This window comes from Parahaliea mediterranea, assembly GCF_003402235.1.
Classification (GTDB): Bacteria; Pseudomonadota; Gammaproteobacteria; order Pseudomonadales; family Halieaceae; genus Parahaliea; species Parahaliea mediterranea.
The window spans coordinates 437522-462913 of record NZ_QEWO01000005.1 but is presented as its reverse complement, the minus strand read 5'-3'; the positions used below and the strand labels follow the sequence as shown (position 1 = coordinate 462913).

At 65.5% G+C, this 25392-nt stretch carries 23 protein-coding genes; 4 read left to right on the top strand and 19 right to left on the bottom strand.

Annotation, left to right across the window (positions count from 1 at the left end):
- Positions 1–3: 3 nt before the first annotated feature.
- From sodN to DDZ17_RS16975, 3 genes are read right to left on the bottom strand one after another with little or no spacing between them, the layout of a single operon-like run.
- Complete coding sequence (gene sodN / locus DDZ17_RS16985; protein WP_116368154.1) at positions 4–507, bottom strand: superoxide dismutase, Ni; 504 nt, start codon at positions 505–507, stop codon at positions 4–6.
- 10 nt (positions 508–517) lie between these two features.
- A complete protein-coding gene (locus tag DDZ17_RS16980; RefSeq protein ID WP_116368153.1) occupies positions 518–724 on the bottom strand; it encodes a hypothetical protein in 207 nt (68 codons plus the stop codon).
- Positions 715–1164 carry a hypothetical protein gene (locus tag DDZ17_RS16975; protein WP_116368152.1) on the bottom strand — a complete coding sequence of 150 codons (450 nt, stop codon included), beginning with the start codon at positions 1162–1164 and terminating at the stop codon, positions 715–717. Before DDZ17_RS16975 ends, DDZ17_RS16980 begins: the two co-directional genes overlap by 10 nt.
- A gap of 142 nt (positions 1165–1306) precedes the next feature.
- Between DDZ17_RS16975 and DDZ17_RS16970 the strand changes: the two genes are divergently transcribed.
- Complete coding sequence (locus DDZ17_RS16970) at positions 1307–2539, top strand: MFS transporter (RefSeq protein WP_116368151.1); 1233 nt, start codon at positions 1307–1309, stop codon at positions 2537–2539.
- A complete protein-coding gene (locus DDZ17_RS16965; RefSeq protein ID WP_116368150.1) occupies positions 2536–3543 on the top strand; it encodes a pyridoxamine 5'-phosphate oxidase family protein in 1008 nt (335 codons plus the stop codon). The genes DDZ17_RS16970 and DDZ17_RS16965 overlap by 4 nt, the downstream gene beginning before the upstream one ends.
- A gap of 285 nt (positions 3544–3828) precedes the next feature.
- Here the strand turns inward: DDZ17_RS16965 and DDZ17_RS16960 are convergent, their stop codons facing one another.
- The 6 genes from DDZ17_RS16960 to DDZ17_RS16935 form a co-directional block, all read right to left on the bottom strand.
- Positions 3829–5034: an iron-containing alcohol dehydrogenase gene (locus DDZ17_RS16960; protein WP_116368149.1), complete on the bottom strand. Its 1206-nt coding sequence runs from the start codon at positions 5032–5034 to the stop codon at positions 3829–3831.
- A gap of 56 nt (positions 5035–5090) precedes the next feature.
- Positions 5091–6275: a GGDEF domain-containing protein gene (locus DDZ17_RS16955; protein WP_116368148.1), complete on the bottom strand. Its 1185-nt coding sequence runs from the start codon at positions 6273–6275 to the stop codon at positions 5091–5093.
- Positions 6276–6413: 138 nt separating this feature from the next.
- Positions 6414–7196: an acetoacetate decarboxylase family protein gene (locus DDZ17_RS16950; protein ID WP_116368147.1), complete on the bottom strand. Its 783-nt coding sequence runs from the start codon at positions 7194–7196 to the stop codon at positions 6414–6416.
- Positions 7197–7262: 66 nt separating this feature from the next.
- Positions 7263–8144 carry an SDR family NAD(P)-dependent oxidoreductase gene (locus DDZ17_RS16945; protein WP_116368146.1) on the bottom strand — a complete coding sequence of 294 codons (882 nt, stop codon included), beginning with the start codon at positions 8142–8144 and terminating at the stop codon, positions 7263–7265.
- Entirely contained in the window at positions 8144–9109 is a 966-nt protein-coding gene (locus tag DDZ17_RS16940; protein WP_116368145.1) for a Rieske 2Fe-2S domain-containing protein, read from the bottom strand. The genes DDZ17_RS16945 and DDZ17_RS16940 overlap by 1 nt, the downstream gene beginning before the upstream one ends.
- A gap of 49 nt (positions 9110–9158) precedes the next feature.
- The gene (locus DDZ17_RS16935) at positions 9159–10373 is read right to left on the bottom strand and encodes an amidohydrolase family protein (protein ID WP_116368144.1); all 1215 of its coding nucleotides are present in this window, start codon (positions 10371–10373) and stop codon (positions 9159–9161) included.
- Between the two features lie 188 nt (positions 10374–10561).
- Here DDZ17_RS16935 and DDZ17_RS16930 point away from each other — a divergent pair, with 188 nt between their 5' ends.
- Positions 10562–11176, top strand: a complete 615-nt coding sequence (locus DDZ17_RS16930; RefSeq protein WP_157976698.1) for a TetR/AcrR family transcriptional regulator — start codon at positions 10562–10564, stop codon at positions 11174–11176.
- A 42-nt stretch (positions 11177–11218) separates the two neighbouring features.
- Here DDZ17_RS16930 and DDZ17_RS16925 read toward each other — a convergent pair whose 3' ends face one another.
- From DDZ17_RS16925 to DDZ17_RS16880, 10 genes are all read right to left on the bottom strand, one after another.
- Positions 11219–12352 (bottom strand): aminotransferase class V-fold PLP-dependent enzyme, encoded by a 1134-nt coding sequence (locus tag DDZ17_RS16925; RefSeq protein ID WP_241505930.1) that lies wholly within the window; start codon positions 12350–12352, stop codon positions 11219–11221.
- A complete protein-coding gene (locus tag DDZ17_RS16920; RefSeq protein ID WP_241505929.1) occupies positions 12345–13529 on the bottom strand; it encodes a PrnB family protein in 1185 nt (394 codons plus the stop codon). Before DDZ17_RS16920 ends, DDZ17_RS16925 begins: the two co-directional genes overlap by 8 nt.
- Entirely contained in the window at positions 13526–14455 is a 930-nt protein-coding gene (locus tag DDZ17_RS16915) for a bile acid:sodium symporter family protein (protein WP_116368141.1), read from the bottom strand. The genes DDZ17_RS16920 and DDZ17_RS16915 overlap by 4 nt, the downstream gene beginning before the upstream one ends.
- A 32-nt stretch (positions 14456–14487) precedes the next feature.
- Complete coding sequence (locus DDZ17_RS16910; protein ID WP_116368140.1) at positions 14488–15672, bottom strand: dipeptidase; 1185 nt, start codon at positions 15670–15672, stop codon at positions 14488–14490.
- Between the two features lies 1 nt (position 15673).
- On the bottom strand, positions 15674–17857 hold the full coding sequence (locus DDZ17_RS16905; RefSeq protein WP_116368139.1) for a TonB-dependent receptor: 2184 nt from the start codon (positions 17855–17857) through the stop codon (positions 15674–15676).
- Positions 17858–17922: 65 nt separating this feature from the next.
- Positions 17923–19416, bottom strand: coding sequence for an amidohydrolase family protein (locus DDZ17_RS16900; RefSeq protein ID WP_116368138.1), 1494 nt, complete (start codon positions 19414–19416; stop codon positions 17923–17925).
- Positions 19416–20390 (bottom strand): ornithine cyclodeaminase family protein, encoded by a 975-nt coding sequence (locus tag DDZ17_RS16895; protein ID WP_157976697.1) that lies wholly within the window; start codon positions 20388–20390, stop codon positions 19416–19418. Before DDZ17_RS16895 ends, DDZ17_RS16900 begins: the two co-directional genes overlap by 1 nt.
- Positions 20391–20493: 103 nt before the next feature.
- Positions 20494–21408: a LysR substrate-binding domain-containing protein gene (locus DDZ17_RS16890; RefSeq protein WP_116368136.1), complete on the bottom strand. Its 915-nt coding sequence runs from the start codon at positions 21406–21408 to the stop codon at positions 20494–20496.
- An 87-nt stretch (positions 21409–21495) separates the two neighbouring features.
- Complete coding sequence (locus DDZ17_RS16885; RefSeq protein ID WP_206613573.1) at positions 21496–23031, bottom strand: arylsulfatase; 1536 nt, start codon at positions 23029–23031, stop codon at positions 21496–21498.
- A 143-nt stretch (positions 23032–23174) separates the two neighbouring features.
- Positions 23175–23858, bottom strand: a complete 684-nt coding sequence (locus tag DDZ17_RS16880; protein WP_116368135.1) for a PadR family transcriptional regulator — start codon at positions 23856–23858, stop codon at positions 23175–23177.
- Between the two features lie 77 nt (positions 23859–23935).
- On the opposite strand from DDZ17_RS16880, the gene DDZ17_RS16875 reads away from it, so the two are divergent.
- Positions 23936–25339, top strand: a complete 1404-nt coding sequence (locus tag DDZ17_RS16875; protein ID WP_116368134.1) for a M20/M25/M40 family metallo-hydrolase — start codon at positions 23936–23938, stop codon at positions 25337–25339.
- Positions 25340–25392: the final 53 nt, after the last annotated feature.

The following is a 25392-nucleotide window of genomic DNA, read 5'->3' as shown; positions in this document are numbered from 1 at the left end:
GCGCTAATCCAGCTTGGGGTAAACCACCGCCTCCGCCGGCGGATAGGGGCAGGTGGCGGTAAAGGTCGCCACGTCCTTGGTGGTCCAGAAAGCCTCGGCAAACTGGTTGATCAGTTCCAGCAACTTGACGCCCTTATCGCGCTCCAGCCCCTGTTTACAGGCCGAACCCGCCAGCATGATGCTGTGTACCAACGCGTGGGTGTCAGGGAATTTCTCGAACTGCGGCTGCTTGAAATAGTCCCCCCAGATCACCCGCACCTCGTGCTTGGCCTTCTCGGCGTGGGTTTCCTTTTCCGTCACCAGCCGGCTGAGCTGGGCCTGGTCGGCCAGGCTCAGGCTGTCTTTTGCCGCAAGCTCGGCAATCAGGTCCATGAAACGGATCACACTCAAGGCCGCCAGTTGCGCCGAGATCGGATCGTAGATTTTGCACGGAATATCGCAGTGTGCCGCCAGCGTGGGCAGAGCGTTGTGCGCCTCCAGGCGCCGTATCAGCGTATGCAGCAACATGGTGTGCTCCCTATTTTCCCTGTGATTGTCGTGCGCCGCGCTTGCGCAGCGCGCGCACCGCAAGGGCCGCCACCAAACCCACGGCCAGCAGGGTCAGGGCGTGCACCGTGGGGCTGAACCAGTGCCCGTGGTCATGCCCCGGGTGGGCCTGCAGCACCGGCGCCAAGGCCAGTGTCAGCGCCCCAAGAACGCCGTGTTCAACGTGTTTCAATGGCATGTAACCTCCTCGTGGTGTGATGTTGCCAATTGGGTTTTTTGTGCCAGCGCTTCCAGCCGTTGCCGCGATGCGCTCGACAGCTGGCCCAGCCGCTTCAGCTTGTAGAGAATTTCCGCCCCCAGCCTGCGGATGGCGCACTCGGCGGCCCTGCGCGCCTCAAGGCTGCGCCCGCGACCGTGGCGGAAATCCAGCAGTAAATCCTGCAGGCGCCGGTAGGCGGTGATACCCGCGTTGATCCGCGACTGGGTGAAATACAGGTCCGCCAGGTTCTGGTAGCTCACCGCCACCGCCGCCGTGGCGCATTCAACGTCGCGCCAGGCCAGCAGCAGCTGCTCGGCCTGCTCGCAGGCCTGCAGGTAGTGCCGCTCGGCATTCAGGTGGTCCTGCTGAGCGTAGGCCTTGTTGCCCGAAACGATGGTTTGCTTCCATTGCTCGTCCATACCCACCTCCCTGCCAAATTCGCAAATGATAATTATTATCTTTTAGATTATATTCACCCTACAAGCAAGTGCCGGCCTACAAATTGGCCACATTCACGCCGTTGCCCGCCTTCGGCCACCTCAAACCCGGACGAGACCGACCATGGACCAAACACTGCCCCGCGCCGACGGGCCCGAAACGCCCACCGCCATTGGCACGGCAGCCGCCACCGGCGCCCGCCCCTTCAGCTTGGCGCCACTGATGTTTGAAACCTTCACCTGCACTATGGCCATCATGGCCTTTGTGGCCCTGGTGGGGCCGGTGGCGCACACCCTGTCGCTGCAACCCTGGCACATCGGGGTCACGGTGACGGCGGGCGGGCTCACCTGGATTGCCGCGGCCCGTTGGTGGGGCGGCCTCAGCGACCGACGCGGACGCCGCCCGGTGATACTGGCCGGCCTCAGCGGTTTTGCGCTGTGCTACTTCCTGCTCTGCCTGTTCATCGACTACGCCCTGGGCACTGCGCTACCGGCGTGGCTGGCCTTTGCCGGATTGGTGCTGGGGCGCGGCCTGGTGGGCCTGTTCTACGCGGCAGTGCCGGCCACGGCGGCGGCGCTGGTGGCCGACCACGTTGAACCCGCCCGGCGCGCCGGCGCCATGGCGGCGATCGGTGCCGCCAGTGGTGCCGGCATGGTGCTGGGGCCTGGCTTTGTCGGCCTGCTGGCACCCATGGGGCTGAGTGTGCCGCTGTACATCACCGCTGTGATGCCGGTGCTGGCGCTGTTCGCCCTGTGGTGGATACTGCCCCGGCAGGAACAGCGCGCCCCCGCCACCACGGCCCCGCCGCGCCTGGCCGACCCGCGCCTGCGCCAGAGCGCACTGCTGGCCTTTGTGGCCGCCTTCAGTGTGACCATCGCCCAGGTTACGGTGGGGTTTTACGCCCTGGACCGCCTCGGGCTCAGCGCGGGCGCCGCGGCACAGGCGGCCGGCATCGCCCTGACCGTGGTGGGCGTGGCACTGGTGATTTCGCAGAGCGTGCTGCGCTGGCTCAACTGGCCCCCGCTGCGCCTGATTCGCGCCGGCGCGAGCGTCGCCGCCCTGGGCTTTGTCTGCGCCGCCTTCAGCAGCGACAGCTGGAGCCTGTGGCTGTGCTATGGCATTGCCGCCGCCGGCATGGGCTGGGTCTATCCGTCGGTCTCCGCCCTGGCGGCCAACGCCGTTGACGCTCACGAACAGGGTGTAGCAGCGGGCACTGTCAGCGCCATGCAGGGGCTCGGCGCCGTTGCGGGGCCGCTCGCCGGGACGCTGATCTACAGTGTTTCCGTGGGCGCGCCCTACCTTATGATTGGCATACTGCTACTGGCCGCAGGCTGGGTAACAAGGAGCACGCCGTGACAGACGAACTGACGCAACTCAAGGCGGTACAGGAGCGGGTGGGCAAGCTGCCCGGCCCGCGGGACCTGAAAGTCATTGACTACATGGACAAGCACGCCCAGCGCTGGATTGCCCGCTCGCCGCTGCTGTTCGCCGGGCTGGGCGGGACGGAAGGTGTTGCGATCGGCCTCGCCGGTGGCGACCCGGGCTTTGCCGATGCCTCCAATCCACAGCGCCTGCGCGTCCCGCTGGATGCCTTCGACGAGGGCGTCACCCCCGACAGCGGGCAGCCCTTTGGCTCCCTGTTCCTGCTGCCGGGGATGAATGAAACACTGCGGGTCAACGGCCGCATCAGCGCCGTCACCGATGGGTGGTTGGAAGTCCGGGTCGATGAGTGCTATCTGCACTGCGCCAAGGCGCTGATGCGCTCGGCATTCTGGCAGCCCGGGGACACACCACCCGCGCCCCAGGACGAAAGCGGTTTTCTCGCCGCCAGTCGCTTCATGGCACTGGCCACCATCGACAGTGAAGGCAGGGCGGACCTCAGCCCCAAAGGCGACCCCGCTGGTGCCCTGCTGGCCGAGCATCGCGGTGCCGTCTGGTACCCCGATCGCCCCGGCAATCGCCGTATCGACAGTTTCCGCAATATTTTGTCGCGCCCGGCTGTCGCCTTGCTGGCCCTGGTGCCCGGCAGCACACAGGTGGTAGAACTCAGCGGCACCGCCACCATCACCACGGATCAATCAGTGAGCGAGGGCTTCGCCGTGCAGGGCAGGGTTCCCCACCTGGTCACCAGGATCAGCGACTGGCGGGCAACCTTACGACCCAGCGCCGCCCTGCAGCGGGCCAGCCTATGGCCGGCCGGGCCGCCACCAGCGGACATTGACGCCGCCGCCATTTTCAAAGCCCACGTCAAACTGAACAAATCGCGCGGGCTGGCGGCAACGCTGACGCGGGTAGCCACCTCGGTACCGGGACTGATGGAGAAAGGACTCGCCCACGACTACAAGAACAACCTGTACTAGTGAACCGGTACCGTTAAAGGACGAGCGTCCAGCTCCAGGCGTACAGCACCATCACCCCGCAGAGCACGGTGAGCCAGCCGAGGGCCGACCGCCACCGGGTTACCTTTCGCCGCGGGTATTGCGCCATTACCTGCCATCCGTACCAAAAGCCGTCCACACCCAGCCCGGCACTGCGCTGGCGGTGCCGGTGGTTCCTCAGGAAGTTATAGTGCAAATGATAATTATTTACAAATAAGAAACGTACTTAATGCTCATCGCCCCACCTGCGGCGGGGCGGGCAGGGCCTCAGGCAGTGATGTTGGCCAGGATGGCCAGGGTGTTCTCGCGATCCAGCAGGCGCGGCACCGGGTAGTTTTCGCACTCCGCCATGGCGAGGTTGCAGAGGTAGTCGTAGTCACCGGCCTGGATTTTGTCGGAGCGCTCGGGGATGCCGACCCTGGCGCGCAGATCCCTAACGGCCTGGATGAAGGCCTCGGTCAGCTGCGCCGGGGAATCCCCCTCGCGGCCAACCCCGATCAGCACCGCCAGCCGGGCCAGTGAGTCCTGGGCCTCTTCGCGGCAGAATTCCAGCACGTGGGGCAGCACCAGGGCATTGGCCATGCCATGTGGAATGCCATACTTGCCGCCCAGCTGGTGGGCAATGGCGTGCACATTGCCCACGTTCACCTGGTTGATGGCGATGCCGGCATAGTAGGCGGCGGTGGACATGGCCTCCCGGGCCTCGCTGTTGGCGCCGTCGTTCACCGCGGTCTCCAGGTGCTCGAAAATCAGCTTGATGGCCGCGCTTGAATGGGCCAGCCGGGTGCCCCGGTCCCAGGTGCAGATGTAGGCCTCGATGGCGTGGGTCAAGGCATCCATGCCGGTGGCGGCGGTAATCGGCGCGGGCATGCCGGCGGTCAGTTCGCAATCCAGCGCCGCCGCGCTCGGCAGCAGGGTGGCGCCGGAAATAATGCTTTTTTCGTGGGTTACCGGGTCCGAGATAACGGCCCCCATGGTGGCTTCCGAGCCGGTGCCCGAGGTGGTGGGCACGGCGTAGATGGGCATCACCTCAAAGCGCACTTTGCCAAGGCCCACCCACTGGCGGGGGTCTTCATCGTTGCAGGCCGAGGCCGCGATGATTTTTGCCGCGTCGATGGAAGAGCCGCCGCCAATGGCCAGCACCGCGTCGCTGCCGTGGGCCTTCAGCGCTTTCACACCCTCGGCCACGTGGTCGAAGGTGGGGTCGGGCATCACGCCGTCGTACCAGGCCAGGTCGACACCGGCGGCCTGCAGTTCCTGCACTACCTTGTCGGCAATGCCCAAATCGCGCAGGGGTTTGTCGGTGACCACCAGCACCCGCCGGGCCCCGCTGCGGGCGATGTGGCGGCACAGCTGGGCAGCGCTGCCCTTGCCGGCAAAGGCCAGGTAGGCGGCGGCGGGGCCAAGGCCGGCAAAAACCTTCATCAAGCCGATCAGGAAACGGTGTTTGAACTGGCGTAACGCAGAGGACATGAGGCACCCCGAGGATTATTAGTATGGTGTGGTGTAGCCGGCTTACCGTAGCGTGTTCAGCCGTTGGATGCCATACCCACCAGGCTGCGCGCACCGGACACCATCACCACATCGCGCCCGGCGGCCTTGGCATCGTACAGGGCAACATCGGCGCGCTTGAGCAGGGAGGCCAGGTCGTCCTTGTCGCGCCACTCGGCAATGCCAAAGCTGGCCCGCAGTTCCAGCTCAACACTGCCAAAGCGCAGGGGCTGGCGCGCCAGGGCGGCGCGAAAACGCAGGGCAATGGCCTCGGCCTCGGCGCTGCTCATCTCGCCGAAGGTGACCGCAAATTCCTCGCCCCCTATGCGCCCGAGGGCATCCTCCACCCGCACCGATTCACGCAGAATGCGGGCAAAATGCTGCAGCGCCCGGTCGCCCATGGAGTGGCCGTAGCGGTCGTTGATGCGTTTGAAGTAGTCGAGATCCGCAATCATCAGCGACAGCGGTTTATCGGCCCGGCGGCAGCGGGCCCACAGCCCCTCGGTGGCCTGCATGTAGCCGCGCCGGTTGTTGAGGCCGGTGAGGGAATCCACCAGCGCCATGGTACTCAGGCGGCTGGCGAGGTCGGTGGCCAGCAGGAAGATGACGGAGATGCCAAGGGCAATAAACAGGGTGGGCATCAGCCCGAAATTCACCGCGGTGTAGAGCTGGACCATCTGCTCCCGGGCGTCGCTGTTCAGGTTCAGGGCAATCGCCGCCGCCAGCCCCTGGGTCAGGCCAAACAGCAGGTGAATGACCGCCGCCACCACCTGGGCCAGGCGCGGCTCCCGGGTGCTGCGCACCAGGGCCAGGGCAATGTGGATCATGGCCAGGCAGGCAAAGCCCGGCGCCAGGGCGGTGCGCAGGTTGTCCATCGGAACCCACAGGATGAACACCGCCGACAGCAGCGACAGCCCGGCAAAACAGGCCAGCAAGTTGCGCCAGTCGGTGTGCAGCCTGAGCCGCTCGCTGTGGCCCCACAGGGCAAACAGCACCAGCGCGAAAGACACCATGTTGGCGCTCTGCCAGTAGAAGTCGTTCGAGGGCAGCGCCTCGCGCAGCAGGTTGATGAGGTATTGCAGGGCCGCCAGGGAAAAGGCCACCGCCCACATCAGGGCGTGGCGAGGTCTCTCGAACAGGCGATACGCGAGATAGTTTGCCCCCGCAAGGACAATGCTGATCACCACCAGGGACGCCAGCAGGTAGTCAATAACCGGGCCCACGGGGGATCAGGGTGCAGCCAGGAGAATCATGCGGCGAATAATTACCCAGCTGTGGGACGGTATTCAACCTCTTGGGACATTTTGCCGCAAAGCCGCGGGGCAATTCTCATTACCCCGCCACGTGCTACGCGGGTTCCATCAACCCCGGCGCGGACCGCCGTTGCTGCCCGGCCAGCGGGAGCCGGAGATGGTATCGGCGAAGGGCATGAAGCCTTCCGGGTCCAGCTTGCCGGCCAGGGTGATCTCCCGGTTCAGGAAGATCGGCCACCACAGGTGAGCCGACACCTGCTCGCGCATGGGCAGGCGCGAGGCCAGCGGGTCCCAGGGGCTGTCGCGCAGCACCAGTTCGCCGTCCACCGCTTCCTTCCATGCCGTGCCGTAGGTACTTTTTACGTGTACCACGTGGGGCGGGAAGTCGTAGCCACGGGCCGGGTCGGGCATCACGCCGGTGGCGCGGGATACCTTGATCCACCACTCGTTCTGCACCCATTCCTGCTGCGGCACGTTCTCGCCGCGGGACAGGCCCTTGAACTCCACAAAGGTGTAGCCCTGGTGGGTACAGCGAGCCGACACCTGGGGCCCCAGGCGGAAGTACTCGGTGGTGCAGGGGTACTTGGGCTGGCCGTTGGTTTCCTGGCTGATGAAAATCGCCGACTCCTGGTCGATACCGTAGCCCAGGGTGTACTCGCCCTCGATGCCGTTGTAGTCCGCATTCACGGTGGTGACGATGCCGTACTCGGGCTCGTCCGGCACCGGGAAGTTGTAGACTGTCAGGTTCACATGCGGATCCTTGCCCGGGGTGATTCCCGGCGGCAGCAGGGCCGCGATTTTGTCCGGGTCGGTGCGATAGACAATCTTCAGCATCGGCCAGTTGACGATGTCACCGGTATTGCCCTGGGGGCTGGTGGCTTGCTCGCTCATGGTGTTTACCTCTTCGTTATGTTCTCAAGGTTGACGGGTTTGCCAATTCACAGGTTCGGTTGCGCGCTATCCCCCCACCTGATCCGGCACCGGCGTCTGCCGGTTCATGATCATGTCGCAGCGCGCGCGGATCTTCGCATCCGTCTCCGGCGTGGTTTTCAGCAGCCAGAAGGCGTCCTTCTGCAGGCCTTCCACCGCCATCTCGGCCACTTCGTCCGGGTGGGTGGTCTGCAACTCAATGCCGAACTCGGCGGCCATGCGCTTCATGTCTTCCACCGAGTTGATGCCGGATTCATTCCCGGTGGCATCCTTCTGCAGGGCCTCGGGCCGCACCCGGCCCGAGTTGAACAGGCCGGTATCCACAATGTGTGGCCCCGGGAACAGGGCGCTCACCTTCACTGGCAGGCCGCCCGCCTGCACCTGGTAGTGCAGGTTTTCGGTAATGGTGTGCACCGCCGCCTTGGTGGCGGTGTAGATGGGCTGGTCGGGGTACACCAGCAGCGCGCCGTTGCCAGAGCCAGTCACCACAAAATGGGTGGTGTCGGTTTGCGCAACCAGCCGTGGCATGAAGGCGCGAATGGCGTTGATAACGCCCCACAGGTTGACGTTCAGGCACCACTGCCAGTCTTTCTCGGAGTAGTCCCACAGGGCGCCGGACTCGCCCGCACCAATGCCGGCGTTGGCAAACACCAGCTGAATGCCGCCGAAATGGGCCTCGGCGGTTTCGGCTAGGGCAATGTTGCTGTCCAGTTGGGTCACGTCGCAGTGCGACACCACCGCCTCGATGCCCGCCTCGCGCAGGTCTGCATCCACCTGCTCCATCGCAGCGGTGTCCACATCACCCACCACAATTTTTGCCCCGCGCTTGCCCAGGGCAAAGGCCAGCGAGCGTCCAACACCGCTGGCGCCACCGGTAATTACCGCTACCTTGCCGGTGAAATCCTGCATCAGGCGACCTCCCTCACGTCCACGTAAAACTGCCGCACCCATTTGCGAAACAGCACCAGCGTCTCATCGCCACGGCAAAACAGCGGCTTGTGTTTGTGTACTTTGTTGGCCCAGATGGGATGATCCTGGCTGAGCCCTTCAATGATGCCGTTCATCACCGCATCACCCGCCATGTCTTCGATTTCGCGGCGCACGGTGAGGGTCCAGCGCAGCAGTGTGGTGTGCCGGTCAATGGGCTGGGCACTGTTGTACACCACCATCTGCGCCTCCGGCGCGTAGGTGGTGCGCACCAGGGCCAGGCCGGGCTGGAACACGGTGGCGTGCAGCTGGTTGGGGAAGTCGGTGTCCTTCATGTCCGAGCGCAGGTGCAGGGTGCGGCCGTCGTCGTCGATGGTCACTGTGGACTGCGGTGTGTGCATCTGCTTGTGCACATACTGGAAGTGCACCGGGTCACAGGAGTTCTCCGCAATGTCCTGGATGTGGGCCGGCACCTCGAACTCCGCGTAGCGCGGCGGGGTCCAGTTGTCATCGTCCAGCTCCACCAGATCCGGCAGGGGGAATTGCGGGGCGGTGTTTTCCGGGTGGAACCAGATGTAGATCTCGCCGTTTTTCTCTTCCACCGGCCACATGCGGATCTGGGCGCGGTCGGGGATTTCGTCGCAGTAGGGAATCTCCACGCACTTGCCGCTCATGTCGAAACGCCAGCCGTGGAAAGGGCATTGCAGCGACTCGCCAACCACTCGCCCCTCCACGCCAAGGTGAGCGCCAAGGTGGGGGCAGAAGGCGTCCTGCAGCACCGCCTTGCCGGTGCGGGTGCGGTACAGGGCCAGTTCGCGGTCGAAGGCGTGCACGCGCTTCACCTCGCCCACCTGTAGTTCGTGGCTGCGGGACACGGAATACCAGCCCATGGGAAAGTCCGGGGTGGTATTGGTCTTGGATTCGCAGGCAGCAATGATCTGGGTCATGGTTGTTCTCCTTGGCGTTGTCGCCAGGCCTGTTAGTGATACAGCTCGCTCAATGGAAGATGCTGGCGTCGGGGCCGATGTCGTCCGCCACCGCCTGCAGGGCGGCGCGGTCCAGGCCGTACCAGTCCACGGCGTTGTCGCCGAGAATCTTGCGCCCGTCGTCCTCCGGCAGGCCGGAGAAGGTCTCTTTGAAATAATCCGCTGTGTTGGGCCAGGTGCCCTCCGGGTGGGGGAAGTCGCTGCCCCACATGAGCTTGTCGAGACCGATGACGCTGCGCAGTTCAATGTCGCGCCGCGGCACGCAGGAGGCACCCACCGCCACGTTGCGCGCAAAGTACTCGCTGGGCGACAGGGACAAATGGCTGCGGAAATCGCCGAGCTTGGCGGAAAACTGCACGTCGTGGTAGTTGTGGTCCAGCAGGCGCAGCCAGGGCGGCAGCATGAACACAGTGCCGCCCTCGGTGAGCACGGCTTTCAGTTTGGGGTAGCGCTCGAACACCCCGCCCCAGATCATGAAGGTGAGGGGCCGGTACAGCCACCACATCACCTCCGACACGTAAATGCCCATGGCCCCGGGCAGGCTGTCGCTGCGGTCTTCCTCGGGCCAGTTGGTGCCGAAGTATTCCGGGTGCGGCGCGGGGCCGGAGTGGAAGTGAATGATAACGCCGAGGTCTTCGCACACGGCCCAGAAAGGGTCGTACTTGCGATCGTGGTAGGGGGCGTGCTCTTCCCACAGGGTGGGGATCATCACCGAAGTCAGGCCGTTGTCCACGCACCAGCGCACCGCATCCACCGCCTGCTGCACATCCCACAGCAGGGGAATGGACGCCACGCCGATATGGCGGGCCGGGTTGTTGGCACAGAACTCTGCCAGCCAGCGGTTGTGGGCCATGGCCCCCGCCCACTGCAGCTCCGCCACGCCGTTGCGCGGCGACAGGCCAAGGCCGGCGCCAAAGGGCGGGGTGTTCATTTCGGTGATGCCATCGGGGAACACGATTTCAGCGGCAATGCCGTCGCCTTCCAGCATTTTCAGGCGCTCTTTATAATCCCAGGCGCCGGTCAGCTCGCGCTCGATGGGCGCCCGCCAGGCGTCGTTGATCTCCTTGATCAAAAAGCTCTGTTCGGCTTTTTGCATCATCTCCATCTGGACCGGCACCGCCAGATCCAGCATCTCGTGATACTTGGACTCGACATAGGGTTTATAGTCTGCGATGCGCAGACCGGCGTGGCAGTCGGACGACACCACGATCAGGCGTTCAGACATGACAGCAGCTCTCATCTCTTGCGGGCTTTGTGGTTATGGACGGCAAAGGGTGGCCCGACGCTGCACCGTTTGCTCTCGTCATGCACTGGCGACCGGGGCCGCAGGGTGTACGCATATGCGCATGGTTGCACATATGTATACAAACTAGTTTAATGCCTACAGGAAAGCAAGGGCCTTACGGAAAATTCATGGAGACATCAGCCCCCCTCGATCGCAGGGAAAAACGCAAGCTGGAAACCCGCGCCCGGATTGAGGAGGCAGCCTATGCCCTGTTCGAGCGCCAGGGCATTGAAGACACCAGTATTGAAATGATCTGCCGCGAGGCAGACGTGGCCCGGCGCACCTTTTACAGCCACTTTCCCAACAAGCACGCCCTGCTCGGCGGCCTTGGCGTGTCCCGCCTGTACAGCCAGGCGGAACCGATGCTGCGCAAGCTCATGGACACCTTCGACAGCACCCGGCAGCGGCTGGAGGCGATGATCGACTACATCGAAGCCAACTTCGCCAAGTACAAGGAGATTGATCGCCAGCTGATGATTTCCGCCCCGGCCACTTTTGCCAACGACCCGGAGCAGCAGCGCCAGATCAACAGCAGCGCCGTGGACAGCTTTGCCCGCCTGATCGCGGCGGGGCAGCAGGCAGGCGATGCCAGCCGCGCCTACTCACCGGAAATCATGGCCACAATGATTGTGGGCACCCTCAACTCCCTCACGGTGAGCTGGGCCATCGACCCCGACTACCCCATCTTCGCCCGGCTGGAAGAAGCCCGCGGCCTGTTTGAAGCGCTGATCTGCGCCGATTAGGCGCCCGGGTAAACGGAGACTAGGCGCCAAGGTAAACGGAGACTAGGCGCGCAGGCAGGCAGTAACGGCGTCGACATCCTCCGCCGTGTTGTACACATGGGGCGACAGGCGCAACCCCTCGGCGCGCTCGTCAAAGGCCACACCGGCCTGCCGCAGACGCGCCACGGCGCCGCTGCCAGCGGGCTTTAGCACCACAGTGCCACTGCGCAGCGCGGGCGCCGCGGGCGAGCGCAGTTCGCCGGCGTCCAGGCTATCGATCAGCCGCTGGGTCAGGGCCAGGTTATGGCGGCGAACGCGCTGGATGCCGATGCGGTTGATCAAGGCGATGCTGTTGGCCGCCAGCACAAAGGGCATCACCGAGGGCGTGCCGCCCATGAAGCGGGCGGCGTCCGGTGCGTAGTCGAAGTGGTGAATGTCGAAGGCAAAGGGGTCGCGGTGGGAAAACCAGCCCACATCCAACGGCTCCAGTGCCTCGAAGCGCTCCGGCGACAGCCACAGAAAACCCGCCCCCGGGCCGCCGCAGCACCATTTCACGCAGGAGCCCAGCACCACGTCGGCCCCCCACTGCTGCAGATCAATGGGGATCACCCCCAGGGACTGGGCCACATCCACCACGCTGAACACGCCGCGCTCGCGCGCCAGCGCGGCCACCTCGGCCACCGGCGCCAGCTGGCCGGTGTTGGACCAGGCGTGGGTGAGCAGCACCGTGTGTACATCCTCTGCCAGCGCATCGGCCCAGACCTGTACGTCCTGCAGGTTGTGCTGCGCCGGCAGCATGCGCGGGCGATAACCCAGCTTCTGCGCCTGCTCAATCACAAAGCCCAGGGAGGGAAAGTCGCGCTCGCTGAACACAATGACATTCCGATTGGCATCCAACCGCTGGGCGCCGAGCACCTTGGTCAGGCCGCTGGACACATTCACCTGGGGGCAGATGGCTTCGGGCCGGGTGTTCAGCAGGCGCGCCAGGGCCTGGGGGAAGGCCTGCAACGCCGCCATCCACTGGGGCCAGGGTTCGCCCTGCCCCGCTTCCCAGGGTGCAAGAAAGCCCTGGTGCAGGGCCTCCTGGGCGCTGGCCGGCATGCGCCCCACCGAGTGCGACAGCAGGTAGATGCCGGGCGTGGCGGCGTAGCAGGCGCGCCAGCGCGGCTCCAGCAGGCCGTCGGTTGCCTCAGTCACGCCCCGCCTCCAGCAGGCCGCGCAGGGTGGCCAGGTCGCGGTAGCGCGAGGGAATGTCATCGCGCTCGGCGCCGGCGCGCAGATCACACAGGGTTTTCAGCGCCTTCAGCAGCACCGGCAGGGGCGGGCCGCTGGCGGTAAGGCCCTTGTCCTGCGCCAGCTCGCCCTCGTCGGCGGGTTTGACGATGAACTTTTCCACCAGCTGTTCGTGGTGCTGCAGGGCGGTGCGGCCGTGGGCCTCGCACACCTCAAGGAACAGGCGCAGGTTGTGCTGGTACCAGGGTGCCGCGCTGTTTTCGCTGTCATCCAGGAAGGCATCCAGCAGGCTGCGCCGGCGCATGCAGTCGCGCAGCACCAGCTGGTCGTCCGGGCGCATGAACAGGAATTTGTCCACCAGGATCTGGGAGTAGTAGGGGTCGTCTGCCCGGCACAGGCCCAGCAGCAGGTCGATGACATTGATGCCGGCAAAATCCCCGGCGTTGGCGCCGCGGTATTCGCGCAGGCCAACCCGGTGGGGTTTGTAGTAGGGGCGCACGCAGTAAAAGAAGCGCTCCACGTCCAGCGCCTCGAACAGTTCGGCGTTGTAGCGGTACACCTCCTCCAGCGAGGCCCTCGCCTGGCGCAGCAGGTCTGCCGCCACCGGGTGGGAAATACCCAGCGGCAGCAGGTGCAGCAGGGCCTCGGCGGCGCGGATGTAACCGAAGGCGCCGCGGGTGTTGTAGGCGATAAAGGTGAGCTCGTCCTCAAGGTCGGTGAAGGACTTGAACACCCCGCCCAGCGCGCGGTTGTGGGTTTCCAGGTGGGCCGAGGCAAAGCGCGGCACGGTGCCAAGGGATGCGCCGAGCTGCATGGCCAGGGCCGAGGCCTCGGTCAGCGGCGAGCGGGTTTCCCGGCTGGGTTCGGTCAGCTCGTGGCGGCGGCAGGCGGCCATGTAAAAGCCCACGTTGCCGAGCAGGTCGAAGTTGGCGTCAAAGCCCTCGTCGGTATTGCCCTCGGCAAGCAGCGCGACAATGTGCTCGCGGCCCTCGGCCAGCAGTTGCTGCTTGAGCGCATCACCCACGCCGGCCACGTTGGCGCGGTTGTGCTGGGCGAAGTACAGGGCCTCCAGCTCGCTGTTGATGTCGCGAAAGGCACCGCGAATCCACTGGTCAAAGGCGGCGGCATTGGCTGTCATCATGGGGCGCTTCCCTCCTTCGATGCGGCCGGGGCGGTGGCGTGGTTGTACTGCACGGCACGGGCATCGCGCATTTTCAACAGGCGCACCAGTATGCCGGCATTGATGAGCATGATGCAGCCGTACAGGGTGGGCACAATGGCCAGCTCCCAATCGTTGAGTATAGAAAGGCTGAGGAAGGTGGCCATGGTGGCGTTTTGCACGCCAATCTCCACCGCCAGGGTCATGCGCTCGCCACCCTGCAGGCGGGCCGCCCAGGCCAGCGCCAGGCCGCCCCCCATGGCCAGCAGGTTCAGCAGGTAGATCACCGGGCCGGCGGTGAGCAGGTTGTCCTTGAGCAGGTCGGCACTGGTAATGACCGAAAGGCCGATCACCAGTACCAGGATGAGCACCGACACCGGCCGCAGCGCCTTGACCAGGGTTTGCGCCAGCACCGGCAACAGGTGGCGCAGGGTCATGCCCAGTGCCACGGGTATCACCGTCATCTGCAGCAGGCGCTGCACGGTCTGGCCCACGTTCATAACCGGGGCGTCGCCACCGGTGTAGAAGTAATCCAGGCCCAGGCCAATCAGCAGCGGCGTGGTGACAATGGTAATCAAGCTGGAACAGGCGGTGAGGGTGACCGACAGGGCCACATCCCCGCGGGCGGCAAACACCACCGCATTGGAGGTAACGCCCCCCGGGCAGGCGGCGAGTATCACCAGCCCCACTGCCATGGCCGGCGGCAGCTGGAACAGCAGGGCCAGGGTCCAGGCGATCAGCGGCAGCAATAACAGCTGCCCCCCCAGCCCCACTGCCGTTGCCCTGGGACGGCGCAGCAGGCGGGTAAAGTCCGCCAGCTTCACCGACAGGCCCAGGCTGAACATAATGGCCATCAGCCCCAGTGGCACCACCCGGGTGTTGACCAGGGTAATTACATCTTCCGACACACCTTGCTCCCTTTGCGATCGCGGGCCGGGGCTCAGGCGCCCCAGACCTCCCGTTGCAGGCGCAGGAAGTTCTGGCCCAGCACTTTTTCGATGATCCGCGCCGGGTGCCCCGCGGCGGCCATCATATCAGCCAGCTGGCGGAACTGCCCCGGCCCCTGCAGGTCGGGGATGAAGGGCACCACCCCGGGCTTTTCGCCACGGGCGGAGATGCCCGCGGCGCGGCGGGCGGCAATCTCCGCATCGATGGCGGCGTGGTAGGCGGGCAGGTCATCCACCGCGGTGGTGCCGCCGTCGGTGCCAATGCCCACATGGTCCTCACCGCAGACCTTGATAGCGTGTTCGATATGGCGCACCACATCGCTGGCATCGGGGAAGCTGTCGGCCTTCAGGAAGGGCATGAAGTAAATGCCGGCCACCCCGCCGCGCTCGGCCAGCGCCCGCAGTTCGGCGTCGGTCTTGTTGCGCGGCAGGTCGCTGAGGGCGCGACAGCCGGTGTGGCTGATGCAGACGGGCCCCGCCGAGGCCGCGATGGCGTCCAGGCAGGTCTGCTCGCCGCTGTGGCTTAGGTCCACCAGCACCCGCTCGGCGTTGAGCGCCGCCACCACCTCGCGGCCAAAGTCGGTGAGGCCGCTGTTCTCGGCCACCATGGAGCCTGCCCCCACCGCGTTGCGGTCGTTGTAGGTGAGCTGGATGATGCGCACCCCAAGGCCAGCAAAAATGCCAACCCGGCTGGCATCTGAACCAAGCATGGTGGTGTTCTGGAAGCCGAAGATAACCCCGCTACGCCCGCTGCGCCTGGCTTCAAGAATGTCGCCGGTGGCAAGCACCTTGAGCAGCCTGTCCGGGTGCTGCTCGATAATGCGGTTCCAGGCGGCAATCTCTGCCACGGTGTATTCAAAGGGTTCCACCGGCCCGGACACATGCCCCATGGTGACGTTGATGGCGCTGGTGCCGGAGGCGTTCAAGTCCTTTAGCGCGCGCTCATCCAGGTGCTCATAACTGCTGCCCACCGGGCCCGCCGGCGCCGCCGCTGGCTTAAGGCGCAGGTTGGGGTTGCCAATGCCGCCAAGGTTGTTGATGACCAGCGTGTTGCCAAAGGCATAGCCGCCGCTGGCGGCGAAGGCCGGCGACAGCGCACCCATGCCACCCACGCCGCCGACAAAGGCCGCGCCGGCCACTGAATACCGCAGCAGGTGGCGGCGTGTCAGTCCGTTCATGTCAGCGCTCCTCGAAGGTGTAGACAAGGTTGATGCCCACGGTGCGCGGCTGGGTGGTGAAGATGCGATCGGGAATGCCCTCGCGCGCTTCCACCTCCCAGTTCACCGGCTCGCGCACATCGGCGATGTTGGTGACATACAACGCCGCCTCCCAGTTGTTCAGGCTCAGCCCCAGGCGGGCGCCGCCAAGGATGTAGTCGCCGTATTCGCGCGCATCGCTAGAGCGCTTGGAGAAGGTGGTAAGGGCCGTGCCCACGTAGGAGGCATCCAGCGAGGCATAGGCGTTGTAGCCGCCGAGCTCAAACTGCTGCTCGACAATCAGGCCGGCGGAGAAGGGGAAGGTGTCCGGCAGGCGGTCGCCGTCGCGGCCGGCGGTGATGTCGCCGGCGTCATAGGCCGGCGTGTTCTCGGCCAGCTCCTGCTCGGAGTAGTTGGCGTTGAAGCGAATGGTCAGCCCCGGCAGCGCCGCGGGGCGAATCACCGATTCCAGCTCCACCCCCATCAGGTCGGCTTCGCCGGCGTTGGTGATGTACTCAAAGGCCTGGGTGGAGTCCAGCAGGCCGACCTGGATGTCAGTCCACTGCATGGTGTACACCGCGCCGTTCAGGCGCAGCTGGCCATCGAGCCAGTCGCTCTTCCAGCCAAATTCATAGTTGTCCACCAGGTCCGGCTCGAAGCCGCGAGACACCGGGCGGCCGCTGGGGGTCTGCAGGTTGAGGGTGTTGGCGCCGCCCTCGCGAAAGCCCTGCGAGTACACCAGGTAGGTGAGGATGTCGTCGCTGAAGCGGTAGGACGCCTGCAGTTTGTAGATCACATCGCTGTTGTCGGACTCCAGCGGCACCTGCAGGCCGGCGGGCTCACCAAAGGGCGAGGCGATTTCATTGGCCTGGGACCAGGTATCCACCTCGAAGGCGCGAAAGCCGGCCAGGAGCTCCAGCTGCTCGGTCACTTCCCAGGTGAGTTCGCCGAACAGGGCCTGGTTGGTGAATTCGGTTTCGGCCCGGTTATCAAAGAAGCTGGCGGGGTTGGCAGGCACCAGCCCGGTGTCGGTATCCACAAAATAACCGATGGAGCTGCTGCTGGTTTCACGCTCCTGGTAGAAGCCGCCGACAATCATCTGCAGTGGCCCGTCGAAGCGCGAGGCGTAGCGCAGCTCGGCACTGAACAGCTCGTTGTCGCGGTTCTGGTTGACGCTGCCGGGCATCGGAACAAACTGCGACACGTCGAAGGAGAAGAAGGTCGCGCGGTCGTACCAGGAGGCGGTGGCGGTGATGTCGCCGGAATCCAGCTCGTGGTCCAGCGTCAGGTTGTACATTTTCAGCTCGTCCTCGAAAGGCAGGCGCACCTGGCCGGGGCGCTCGTCTTCACGCTCGTTGACCAGCGGCTGGTCGTCCACTTCCAGATTCTGGTACCAGGCCGAGGCGTTGAGCATGGTGCGCTCGCCCAGCATCAGGGTGCCCATCAGGCGGCCGCCGTAGCTCTCTTCGGTGTTGGTGCTGCTCTCGCCAAGGTCGGGCAGTTCCACGTAGCCGTCGGCATCGCGGTAAAAGCCCACCGCGCGCAGGGCGAAGGTGTCTTTCACCACCGGCGCGTTCAGCATGCCGTTGAACTGGTAGGCCTCGCCGGCGTCGCGGGAGCGGGTGCCGGCATCCATCTGCACCGAGCCTTCCAGCGCCGACAGGTTCGGCTTGTTGGTGATGTAGCGCAGGGTGCCACCCTGGGAGCCGCTGCCGTACAGGGTACCCTGGGGGCCGCGCAGCACCTCCACCCGCTCCAGGTCGTACAGCTGCAGGTCGGTCTGGGCGACGTTGGTGCCGCCGGTACCGGTGGCGGGGATTTCGTCGAAGTAGGTGCCCACCTGGGCGGCGCCGGCGGAAGACGCCAGGCCGCGGATGATCACCTGTTCGTTGCCGGGGCCGTTATCCACCGCGCTGAGGCCGGGAATAAAGCGCGCCATGTCCTGAATGCCCATGGCGCCGGTCTGCTCCAGCACGGCGCCGCCAATGGCGGAGATGTTGGTGGGAATATCCTGCACCGTGCTCACCCCGCGCTTGGAGGCGGTAACCACCACCTCCTCCAGGGCGGGGTTGGTGTTAGCCGGGCCAGAGCCGGTCTGGGCAATGGTCGAGCCGCCGGCCGTGGTGGCAAGTGCGGCTACGAGAAGGCGCTGTCTGAAATGGGTCATGGCTGTGTGTTCTCCTGTCGTTGGCTGGATGCGCCTTGCGGGCGGAATCCGGCTGGATCTTGTTGTCAGTTGTTGTCGGTTTTGTTGTGAGTCTTTTTGTCGGCGTTGTTGTCGGTTTTGTCATCCGAGCCGCCTTTGGCGGCCTGCGGCGCGCCGGCATTGGCGGCGGAAAACTGCCGCCGCGGATAGGGTTGGCCGTGCTTCACTGTCAGCTCCAGGGTGTGCAGGGCATCAAGGCTCTGGCTCGGGTCGTCCCGCAGCAGCAGGAAGTCGGCGCGTTTGCCCACCTCGAGGGTGCCGGTGTCATCACCGATGCCCAGGGCGCGGGCGCCCACGGCGGTGGCGGAATGAATCACCTGCAGCGGCGACATGCCCGCGTGCTGGGCCAGCGCCTGCAGCTCGTCGTACAGGGCCGGCCAGGGATGCTCCCGGGGGTTGACGAAATCGGTGCCGGTGGCGACAGCCACACCGCGCTGGCTGGCTTCGCGGACCAGTTGGCCGGCAAAGGCCAGCGGGCAGCCCGGGTAGGCCTGGCCGGCGTTGGCCACGTCATCACTGAAGCGCTCCTCGGCCTTGCCATACAGGCCGATGGTGGCATCGAGAATGGTGCCGCGCGCGGCCATGTCGTCGAACACGGCGGTAATACGCTCATCCGCCGGGTTGATGCTGGCGTAGTCCGGTTCGGCACTGTGGTGGTAAATGGCCGGCACGTCGCCGGTGGTTTCAAACACCAGCCGGCAGACGTGGGAGATCACATCCACACCGGCGGCCACCACCTCCCGTGGCGCGGCGGGAAACACGGTGGAATGGGCCCACACCTGCAGGCCCTGGCGGTGGGCTTCGGCGCTGATGCGCGCCACTTCGGGCGCGGGCAGGTTGGCGTAAATTTTGATTGCGCTGGCCCAGGTGCCCTTGGCCCGGGCCACCGCCAGGGGCATATCGGTGTCGGGGGTAATCGCCTGCATCCAGGGCACCTCCCCGGGCACGGCGCCACGGGCCGATGAGGCCGGGCGCGGGTCCTGGAAGAAGCTCTCACCGGCCATCAGCGCCACGTAGTACACATCCGGCCCGGCAATGCGGTTCAGGCGGGTGTCCCGGGCCAGCCCAGCCAGCACCCGCACATCGCCGGCCATGTCGCGCACCGAGGTCACCCCGCCGTACAGCTGGCGCCGCAACAGCAGCAGGGGCTCCTCGTCTTCCGGCGAGGTCGCCAGGTGGACGTGGGTATCGACCAGGCCCGGCAGCACGTAGCGCCCGGCGCCATCGATCACTTCCATGCTGTTTGCCGCTGCCTCCGCCGCCAGCGCTGCCGCCTCGGCGCTGGGCAGAATGGCGCTGATGCGCCCGTCTTCCACCAGCAGGGCCTGGTCGCGCCGCAGGGGCGCGCCAGTGCCATCAATCAGGTTCAAGTGGGTATAAAGCTGCGCGGCGGGCGCGGAAGACTCAACAGGCTCGGCGCTGGCGCCAGTGCCGCCAGCCAGCAGCAGCGCGGCCAGGGCCGCCGCCCGGCCCAGTGCCGGGCGCGAGCACCGGGAAAAAAGGGAAAAGACTGTGTGCATCAGAAGGGAATCTCCGTACCCAGGTTGTCTTGAACGGCGCGCTCATACAGGTAGTGCGCCACCACCAGATCCTGGGCGGCCACGCCCAGTGATCGGTACACGGTAATGTCGCCGTGTTGGCGCCGGCCGCCCAGGGTGCCCAGCAGCACCTCGCCGATTTCGCCGCGCGGGAAGCTGTCGCTGATCAGGCCCTGCTCCAGGCCCGCGCACAGTTCGCCGGCCTGGTCCCAGGCCGATGCCCGGGCATCCAGAAAATAGCGGCACCGGGGCAGTGCCGCCGTGGTGATTTCCTGGCGGTCGCGGGTGCAGGCCCCCACCAGGTTGAGGTGCATACCGGGGGCCAGCATGTGCTCGTCGATCACCGGCGTTGGCGATGAGGTCACCGCGCACACCACGTCCGCCCCGTCCAGGGCGGCGCGGGTATCGCCAAAGGCCGCAAGCGCCACGCCGTCCGGCAGTTGCAGGCCGGCGAAAAAGTCCGGCGCGCGGGCGGTATCGCGAAAGCAGACGCGGATCTCCTGAAAATTGCGCACCGCGCACAGGGCCTCGGCGTGGGCGGCCGCCTGCTCGCCCGAGCCCACCAGCGCCAGCACCTGTGCGTCCTGGCGGGCCAGCAGGTCGGTGGCCAGGGCGCTGGCGGCGGCGGTGCGGCGGGCGGTAATCACCCCGGCATCCAGCATGGCCAGGGGCTGGCCGTGCTCGGCGTCAAACAGCAGCATACAGCCACTGTGCGAGGAATAGGGGGTGCCCTCGTTGGCGGGCATGATGTTCACCACCTTGATGCCAAAGCAGGCCGGGCGCTCGATGAAACCCGGCATCATGCCCAACATGCCGCCCGGCATGTGCATGCCCCAGCGCAGAGGCGCGATGGTCTGGTTTTCGCTGACCAGGCGCATGGCCTGGGCCACCAGGCCAATGGTGGATTCCCAATCCAGCATGGCGCCAATCTGGCGCCCGTCCAATACCCGCAACACACTACTCCACAACTAACAGCAACGGCGCCGAGTATTCAGCGCCACGCCGCGTGCGTCCAATACTGCTGGCGTATGGTTTTGATAGCTTTGGCGAATGGCCGGCTCAGGCCCGGTTGCGCCGACGGGCGTAGTCCGCGCTCACATCGCGAAAGCGGGCCACCGCCGTGGCGGGATTCTCGGCATTCAGTATCAGGTGCACATCCACCGCCGCCAGCGGCTCTACCGCCACAAAGCTGACCTCGGTGTGCCAAGCGGCGGCGGTGCAGGCCGGCACCAGCGCCACCCCCACCCCGGCGGCCACGTAGGCCAGCAGCACGTCGGTCTGCTCCGACATGGCTACAATGTCCGGGCGAAAGCCCGCCTGGCGGCACTGGCTTACCACCTTGTCGTAATTGGAGGGAAACAGGTGGCGCTGCAGGGTGACAAACTTTTCGTCGCGCAGCTCGGCAATGTCCACCTGCTCGCGCCCGGCCAGGGTGTGGCCGGGGTTCACCGCCAGCACCAGCGATTCGTGCACCACCAGTTCAAAGGCCACCTTCTGGCTGCGAAAGCGATCCGACAGGGGCTGCACGGTGAGATCGACAAAACCCACATCGATGCGCCCGTCCAGCAGGGCCTCGTACTGTTCGTCGGAGCGCATGATCACAAATTCCAGCTTCACCAGTGGGTGGGCGGCGTGAAACTCCCGCACCAGGGGAATGATCTCGCGCAGGATGGCCGAGCCCATGTAGCCGATCACCAGGGTCTGTGCCTCGCTGTGGGCCGCCTGGCGCACATCGCCCACGGCCTTTTCCACCTGGTGCAGGATGGCTTCCACACGCTGGTAGAACAGCTCGCCGGCCGGGGTCAGGGCCACCTTGCGGTGGCTGCGGTCAAACAGCTGCACACCCAGTTCATCCTCCAGGTTGTGGATTTGCTGGGTCAGCGGCGGCTGGGAGATGTTCAGCTTGCGCGCGGCGCGGCCGAAATGCAGGGTTTCGGCCACGGCGGCAAAGTAACGCAGGTGTCGCAGTTCCATCGCAGGGGGTCGGCTCAGACTCGGGCTTTGGCTGGGCCGCCTAGCCTACCCCCATTGGCGATGTTGTGCATGCATCCCGCCGGCGGCCTAGCTCCTAGGCACCGCGCCCTGCTGGCGCGCCTGCAGCATCATCTGCATCTGGGTCATCAGCTTGTCGATGGAAAAGCTGGCGGTGGGCTGGCGCGGCGGGAAGGCGCGGAAGGTCGCCAGCCATTCACCCAGGTAGCGCTGGATGGGCACGAACATCCACAGCTGGTCGCCAAAGAAGCGCGAATAGAGCCCGGAGTCGATGGAGGTCTCGTAGGGGTCGCTGCGCAGGTGGATGATGCGCGGGAAGTTCAGCGGCTCCCGCGGCCCGGTCCAGCCCTCCATCTGGAAGGCAAAGTGGATTTTCCAGTCCTTCCAGCGCACGGCGTTGAACTGGCCGTTGTCGTCGAAGTAATACACCATCTCACGCTTGCCGGGGCCCTTGCCGGCCAGCAGCTCAGTCTGGTCGTAGCCGTCCAGATGCACCTTGTACTGCTTGCCACCAGCGCTGTAGCCCTGCTTCAGCTTGCCGGCCACGTCCTCTACCCCCGCCGCGGCCAGCAGCGTTGGCATCCAGTCCAAGTGGGAGAAAATATCGTTGATCACCCGTCCCTGCTCCACCACGCCCGGCCAGCGGATCATGGCCGGCACGCGGAAGCCGCCCTCCCAGGTGGAGCCTTTTTCGCCGCGGAAGGGCTCGGAGCCGCCATCGGGGTAGGTGTTGGACTGGGCGCCGTTGTCGGTGCTGTAGATGACAATGGTGTTATCGGCGATGCCCAGTTCATCCAGCTGATCCAGCAACTGGCCAACGTAGTGGTCGTGCTCGTTCAGACCATCGGCATAGAGCCCGTAGCCGGTGCTGCCGGCCCACTCGTCGGACAGGCGGGTCCAATTGTGCATGCGAGTGGCGTTGTACCAGACGAAAAAGGGCTTTTTGGCCACGACTGACCGGTCCATGAAGTCGATGGCGGCGGTGGTGAACTCCTGATCTACCGTTTCCATGCGCTTGCGCGACAGGGGGCCCGTATCCTGAATGCGCCCGTCCGCGTAGGAGCGGATAACCCCGCGGGGGGCAAATTGCTTACGGAAGGCCGGGTCTTTGGGGTAGAAGTAGGTTTCCGGCTCTTCCTCGGCGTTCAGGTGGTACAGGTTGCCGAAGAACTCGTCAAAGCCGTGGTTGCTGGGCAGGAACTCGTCCTTGTCGCCCAGGTGGTTCTTGCCGAACTGGCCGGTGGCATAACCCAGGGGCTTGAGCAGCTCGGCGATGGTCGGGTCCTCCGCCTGCAGGCCAATCTCGGCCCCGGGCATGCCCACCTTCAGCAGGCCGGTGCGCAGGGGGTGCTGGCCAGTGATAAAGGCCGAGCGCCCGGCGGTGCAGCTCTGCTCGCCGTAGTAATCGGTAAACAGCGCACCTTCCTTGGCAATGCGGTCGATATTGGGCGTGGAGCCGCCCAGCATGCCGCGGTGATAGGCGCTGAGGTTGGACCAGCCGATATCATCGCCCCAGATCACCAGAATATTGGGCCGCTCGGCTGCCGCGGCGAGCACGCTGAACAGGCACAGCGCCACCACGGCGCACAGACGTTGAACAAACACGGGATACCCTCCTCGTCAGGTGTTAGCGCGCCGCAGTCTAGCCGCCCGGGGGCACCGGCACAGCCCTGCGCGCACCCGGCACGGGGTATGGCCTGTTTAGTTGTACCGCCGCCGGGCCTGGCGGGTGCGCGCTTGTGCGGGCTTCAGGCCGGGCTGTGCGCTGCCAGCAAGGCTGCTATCTCGTCGCAACTGTCGCGGTAGAGCCCCAGCGCCCAGTCGCGCACGGCTGGTTCCTCCGGGAGCGCCGCCACCCGCACCTCCAGCGTATCCAGCCAGGCCATCTGCGCGCGAAAGTAACTGGCCGCCAGGTTGGACACCATGGCCGCCGACGGCGCGGTCTGCTCCAGCACCAGGCCCTCGTCCACCACCCGCTGCAACTGGGCGTGGGCGTCGGCCAGGCCTGCCAGGGCCTGCTGACGCATTTCGCTCACCCGCAGCTGCAGGGCCGCCGTGTCGCGGTAGTCCGTCAGGTAGAACTTGAGCAGCGCTTTATGCTCGATGCGCACCGGCTCCCCCGGCCTTTTCAGCCAGCGCTTCAGCTCGCGCCGCCCGGCGGCGGTAATGCGATACACCTTGCGCTGGCGGCCGCCGGCGGCGCCCGGGTGGACGGTGGCCAGGCCGAGCTTCACCAGTTTTTTGGGTTCGCTGAACAACTGGCTGCGGGTGCGCGGCAGAATGTAGCGAATCACACTGCGCTCCATAAATGCGGCCAGCTCGGCAGCTCCCCAGTCGCGCTTGGCCAGCAGGCCGAGCAGGCTGTAGGCCGTTGTGTTCAGGGGGCTGTTGGGAGCACTGCCAGGCGTAGTGTCCATGCTCGGGTTCGCCATCACCGGTTCTCCATCACTTGCGCAAAAGTCCACTTTGGACCAACATAAGTCCAAACTGGACTAAAAAGTATCATGCCATGAAAAAACGGCTTCTGCTCGCCACCCTTGCGCTGCCGCTACTTGCCACCGGCAAGGCCGGCGCCGCCAGCCCCGCCGCCGACCACCTGGCCGCGGCCATCCGCCTGCCCACCATCAGCCACCAGGACCGCTCGCAGATCGACTACGCGCCCTTCGATGCTTTCCTGCGCTTTGCCAGTCAGAGCTATCCCGCCGTGCACCGCCAGCTGCAACGCGACATCATCAATCACTACAGCCTGCTGTTCACCTGGCCCGGTAGCGATCCCGCGCTGGCCCCGGTGCTGTTTGACGCCCACTACGATGTGGTGCCGATTGAACCGGGCACCGAGGGCGACTGGCGCCACCCGCCCTTCTCCGGCGCCATCGCCGACGGCTATATCTGGGGGCGCGGCGCCCTGGATGACAAGGCATCCGTCATTGCCACCCTCGAAGCCATGGAGCAACTGGTCAGCAGCGGCTACCAGCCTCAGCGCACGCTGCTTTTCTCGTTTGCCCACGATGAGGAAATCGGCGGCCACGAAGGCGCCGCGAATATTGCAAGCCACCTGGCTTCCAACAATATCGAGCTCGCCTATATGATCGCCGAGGGCGGCATTATCATCGAGGACAACCCCCAGCTGCCGGGCCGCCCGATGGCCATGATCAACCTGGCGGAAAAAACCTACGCCACCCTCACACTGACCGCCCGGGGCGAGGGCGGCCACTCATCCATGCCGCCGAAGAACAACGCCATCGTCACCCTGTCCCGGGCCCTCGCCACGCTGCAGGACAACCCCTTCGAGCCGGAACTGACAGCGCCGGTGCGCCTCATGCTGGCCACCCTGGGGGAGCAGGAGGGTGGCCTTAAAGGCTTTTTGATGCGCAACCCCTGGCTGGGCAAGCCGCTGCTGCTGTCCACCATGGCCGAGGATCGCGGTACCCAGGGGCTGGTGCGCTCCACCACCGGCATCACCATGTTCAACGCCGGCGTTAAAGAAAACGTAGTGCCACAGGTGGCCGAGGCCAAAGTGAACTTTCGCCTGCTGCCCGGCACCAGCGTGGAGCAGCTCATCGAGCGCGTCACCCGGCTTATCGACAACCCCGACATCGAGATCAGCAGCGAACGCTGGAAGGCGTCGCCGCCCACCGCAAACATCGACGGACCCGGCTACGGCGTGATCCGCCGTGCTATCGCGGACACCGCAGCGCAGGCCCTGCCGGTGCCTGGCATGCTGATGGCAACCACCGACACGCCCCACTACCGTGAGCTGGCCGCCGACATCTACCGCTTCCACCCCATTACCTTGAAAATGGAGCAGGCCGACTCGGTGCACGGCACCAACGAACGCATATCGGTGGACAGCATCGAGCGGGCCGTGCTGCTATCCCGCGCGCTGATTACCGGCGCCGGCGCCGCGCCCTGAGTCATCCCGCGCCGGCAGCGGCTTTTACCGCTGAGGCGATTGGCTCTACACTG

What these genes read in the sequence shown, in the direction of transcription:
- DDZ17_RS16920 (WP_241505929.1), bottom strand. Translation starts at nt 13,529, where the DNA reads ATGATGACAGCCAATGCCGCCGCCTTTGACCAGTGGATTCGCGGTGCC.
- DDZ17_RS16970 (WP_116368151.1), top strand. Translation starts at nt 1,307, where the DNA reads ATGGACCAAACACTGCCCCGCGCCGACGGGCCCGAAACGCCCACCGCC.
- DDZ17_RS16905 (WP_116368139.1), bottom strand. Translation starts at nt 17,857, where the DNA reads ATGACCCATTTCAGACAGCGCCTTCTCGTAGCCGCACTTGCCACCACG.
- sodN (WP_116368154.1), bottom strand. Translation starts at nt 507, where the DNA reads ATGTTGCTGCATACGCTGATACGGCGCCTGGAGGCGCACAACGCTCTG.
- DDZ17_RS16945 (WP_116368146.1), bottom strand. Translation starts at nt 8,144, where the DNA reads ATGCAGGATTTCACCGGCAAGGTAGCGGTAATTACCGGTGGCGCCAGC.
- DDZ17_RS16950 (WP_116368147.1), bottom strand. Translation starts at nt 7,196, where the DNA reads ATGAGCGAGCAAGCCACCAGCCCCCAGGGCAATACCGGTGACATCGTC.
- DDZ17_RS16960 (WP_116368149.1), bottom strand. Translation starts at nt 5,034, where the DNA reads ATGTCCTCTGCGTTACGCCAGTTCAAACACCGTTTCCTGATCGGCTTG.
- DDZ17_RS16875 (WP_116368134.1), top strand. Translation starts at nt 23,936, where the DNA reads ATGAAAAAACGGCTTCTGCTCGCCACCCTTGCGCTGCCGCTACTTGCC.
- DDZ17_RS16880 (WP_116368135.1), bottom strand. Translation starts at nt 23,858, where the DNA reads ATGGCGAACCCGAGCATGGACACTACGCCTGGCAGTGCTCCCAACAGC.
- DDZ17_RS16930 (WP_157976698.1), top strand. Translation starts at nt 10,562, where the DNA reads ATGGAGACATCAGCCCCCCTCGATCGCAGGGAAAAACGCAAGCTGGAA.
- DDZ17_RS16890 (WP_116368136.1), bottom strand. Translation starts at nt 21,408, where the DNA reads ATGGAACTGCGACACCTGCGTTACTTTGCCGCCGTGGCCGAAACCCTG.
- DDZ17_RS16975 (WP_116368152.1), bottom strand. Translation starts at nt 1,164, where the DNA reads ATGGACGAGCAATGGAAGCAAACCATCGTTTCGGGCAACAAGGCCTAC.
- DDZ17_RS16935 (WP_116368144.1), bottom strand. Translation starts at nt 10,373, where the DNA reads ATGTCTGAACGCCTGATCGTGGTGTCGTCCGACTGCCACGCCGGTCTG.
- DDZ17_RS16900 (WP_116368138.1), bottom strand. Translation starts at nt 19,416, where the DNA reads ATGCACACAGTCTTTTCCCTTTTTTCCCGGTGCTCGCGCCCGGCACTG.
- DDZ17_RS16940 (WP_116368145.1), bottom strand. Translation starts at nt 9,109, where the DNA reads ATGACCCAGATCATTGCTGCCTGCGAATCCAAGACCAATACCACCCCG.
- DDZ17_RS16910 (WP_116368140.1), bottom strand. Translation starts at nt 15,672, where the DNA reads ATGAACGGACTGACACGCCGCCACCTGCTGCGGTATTCAGTGGCCGGC.
- DDZ17_RS16980 (WP_116368153.1), bottom strand. Translation starts at nt 724, where the DNA reads ATGCCATTGAAACACGTTGAACACGGCGTTCTTGGGGCGCTGACACTG.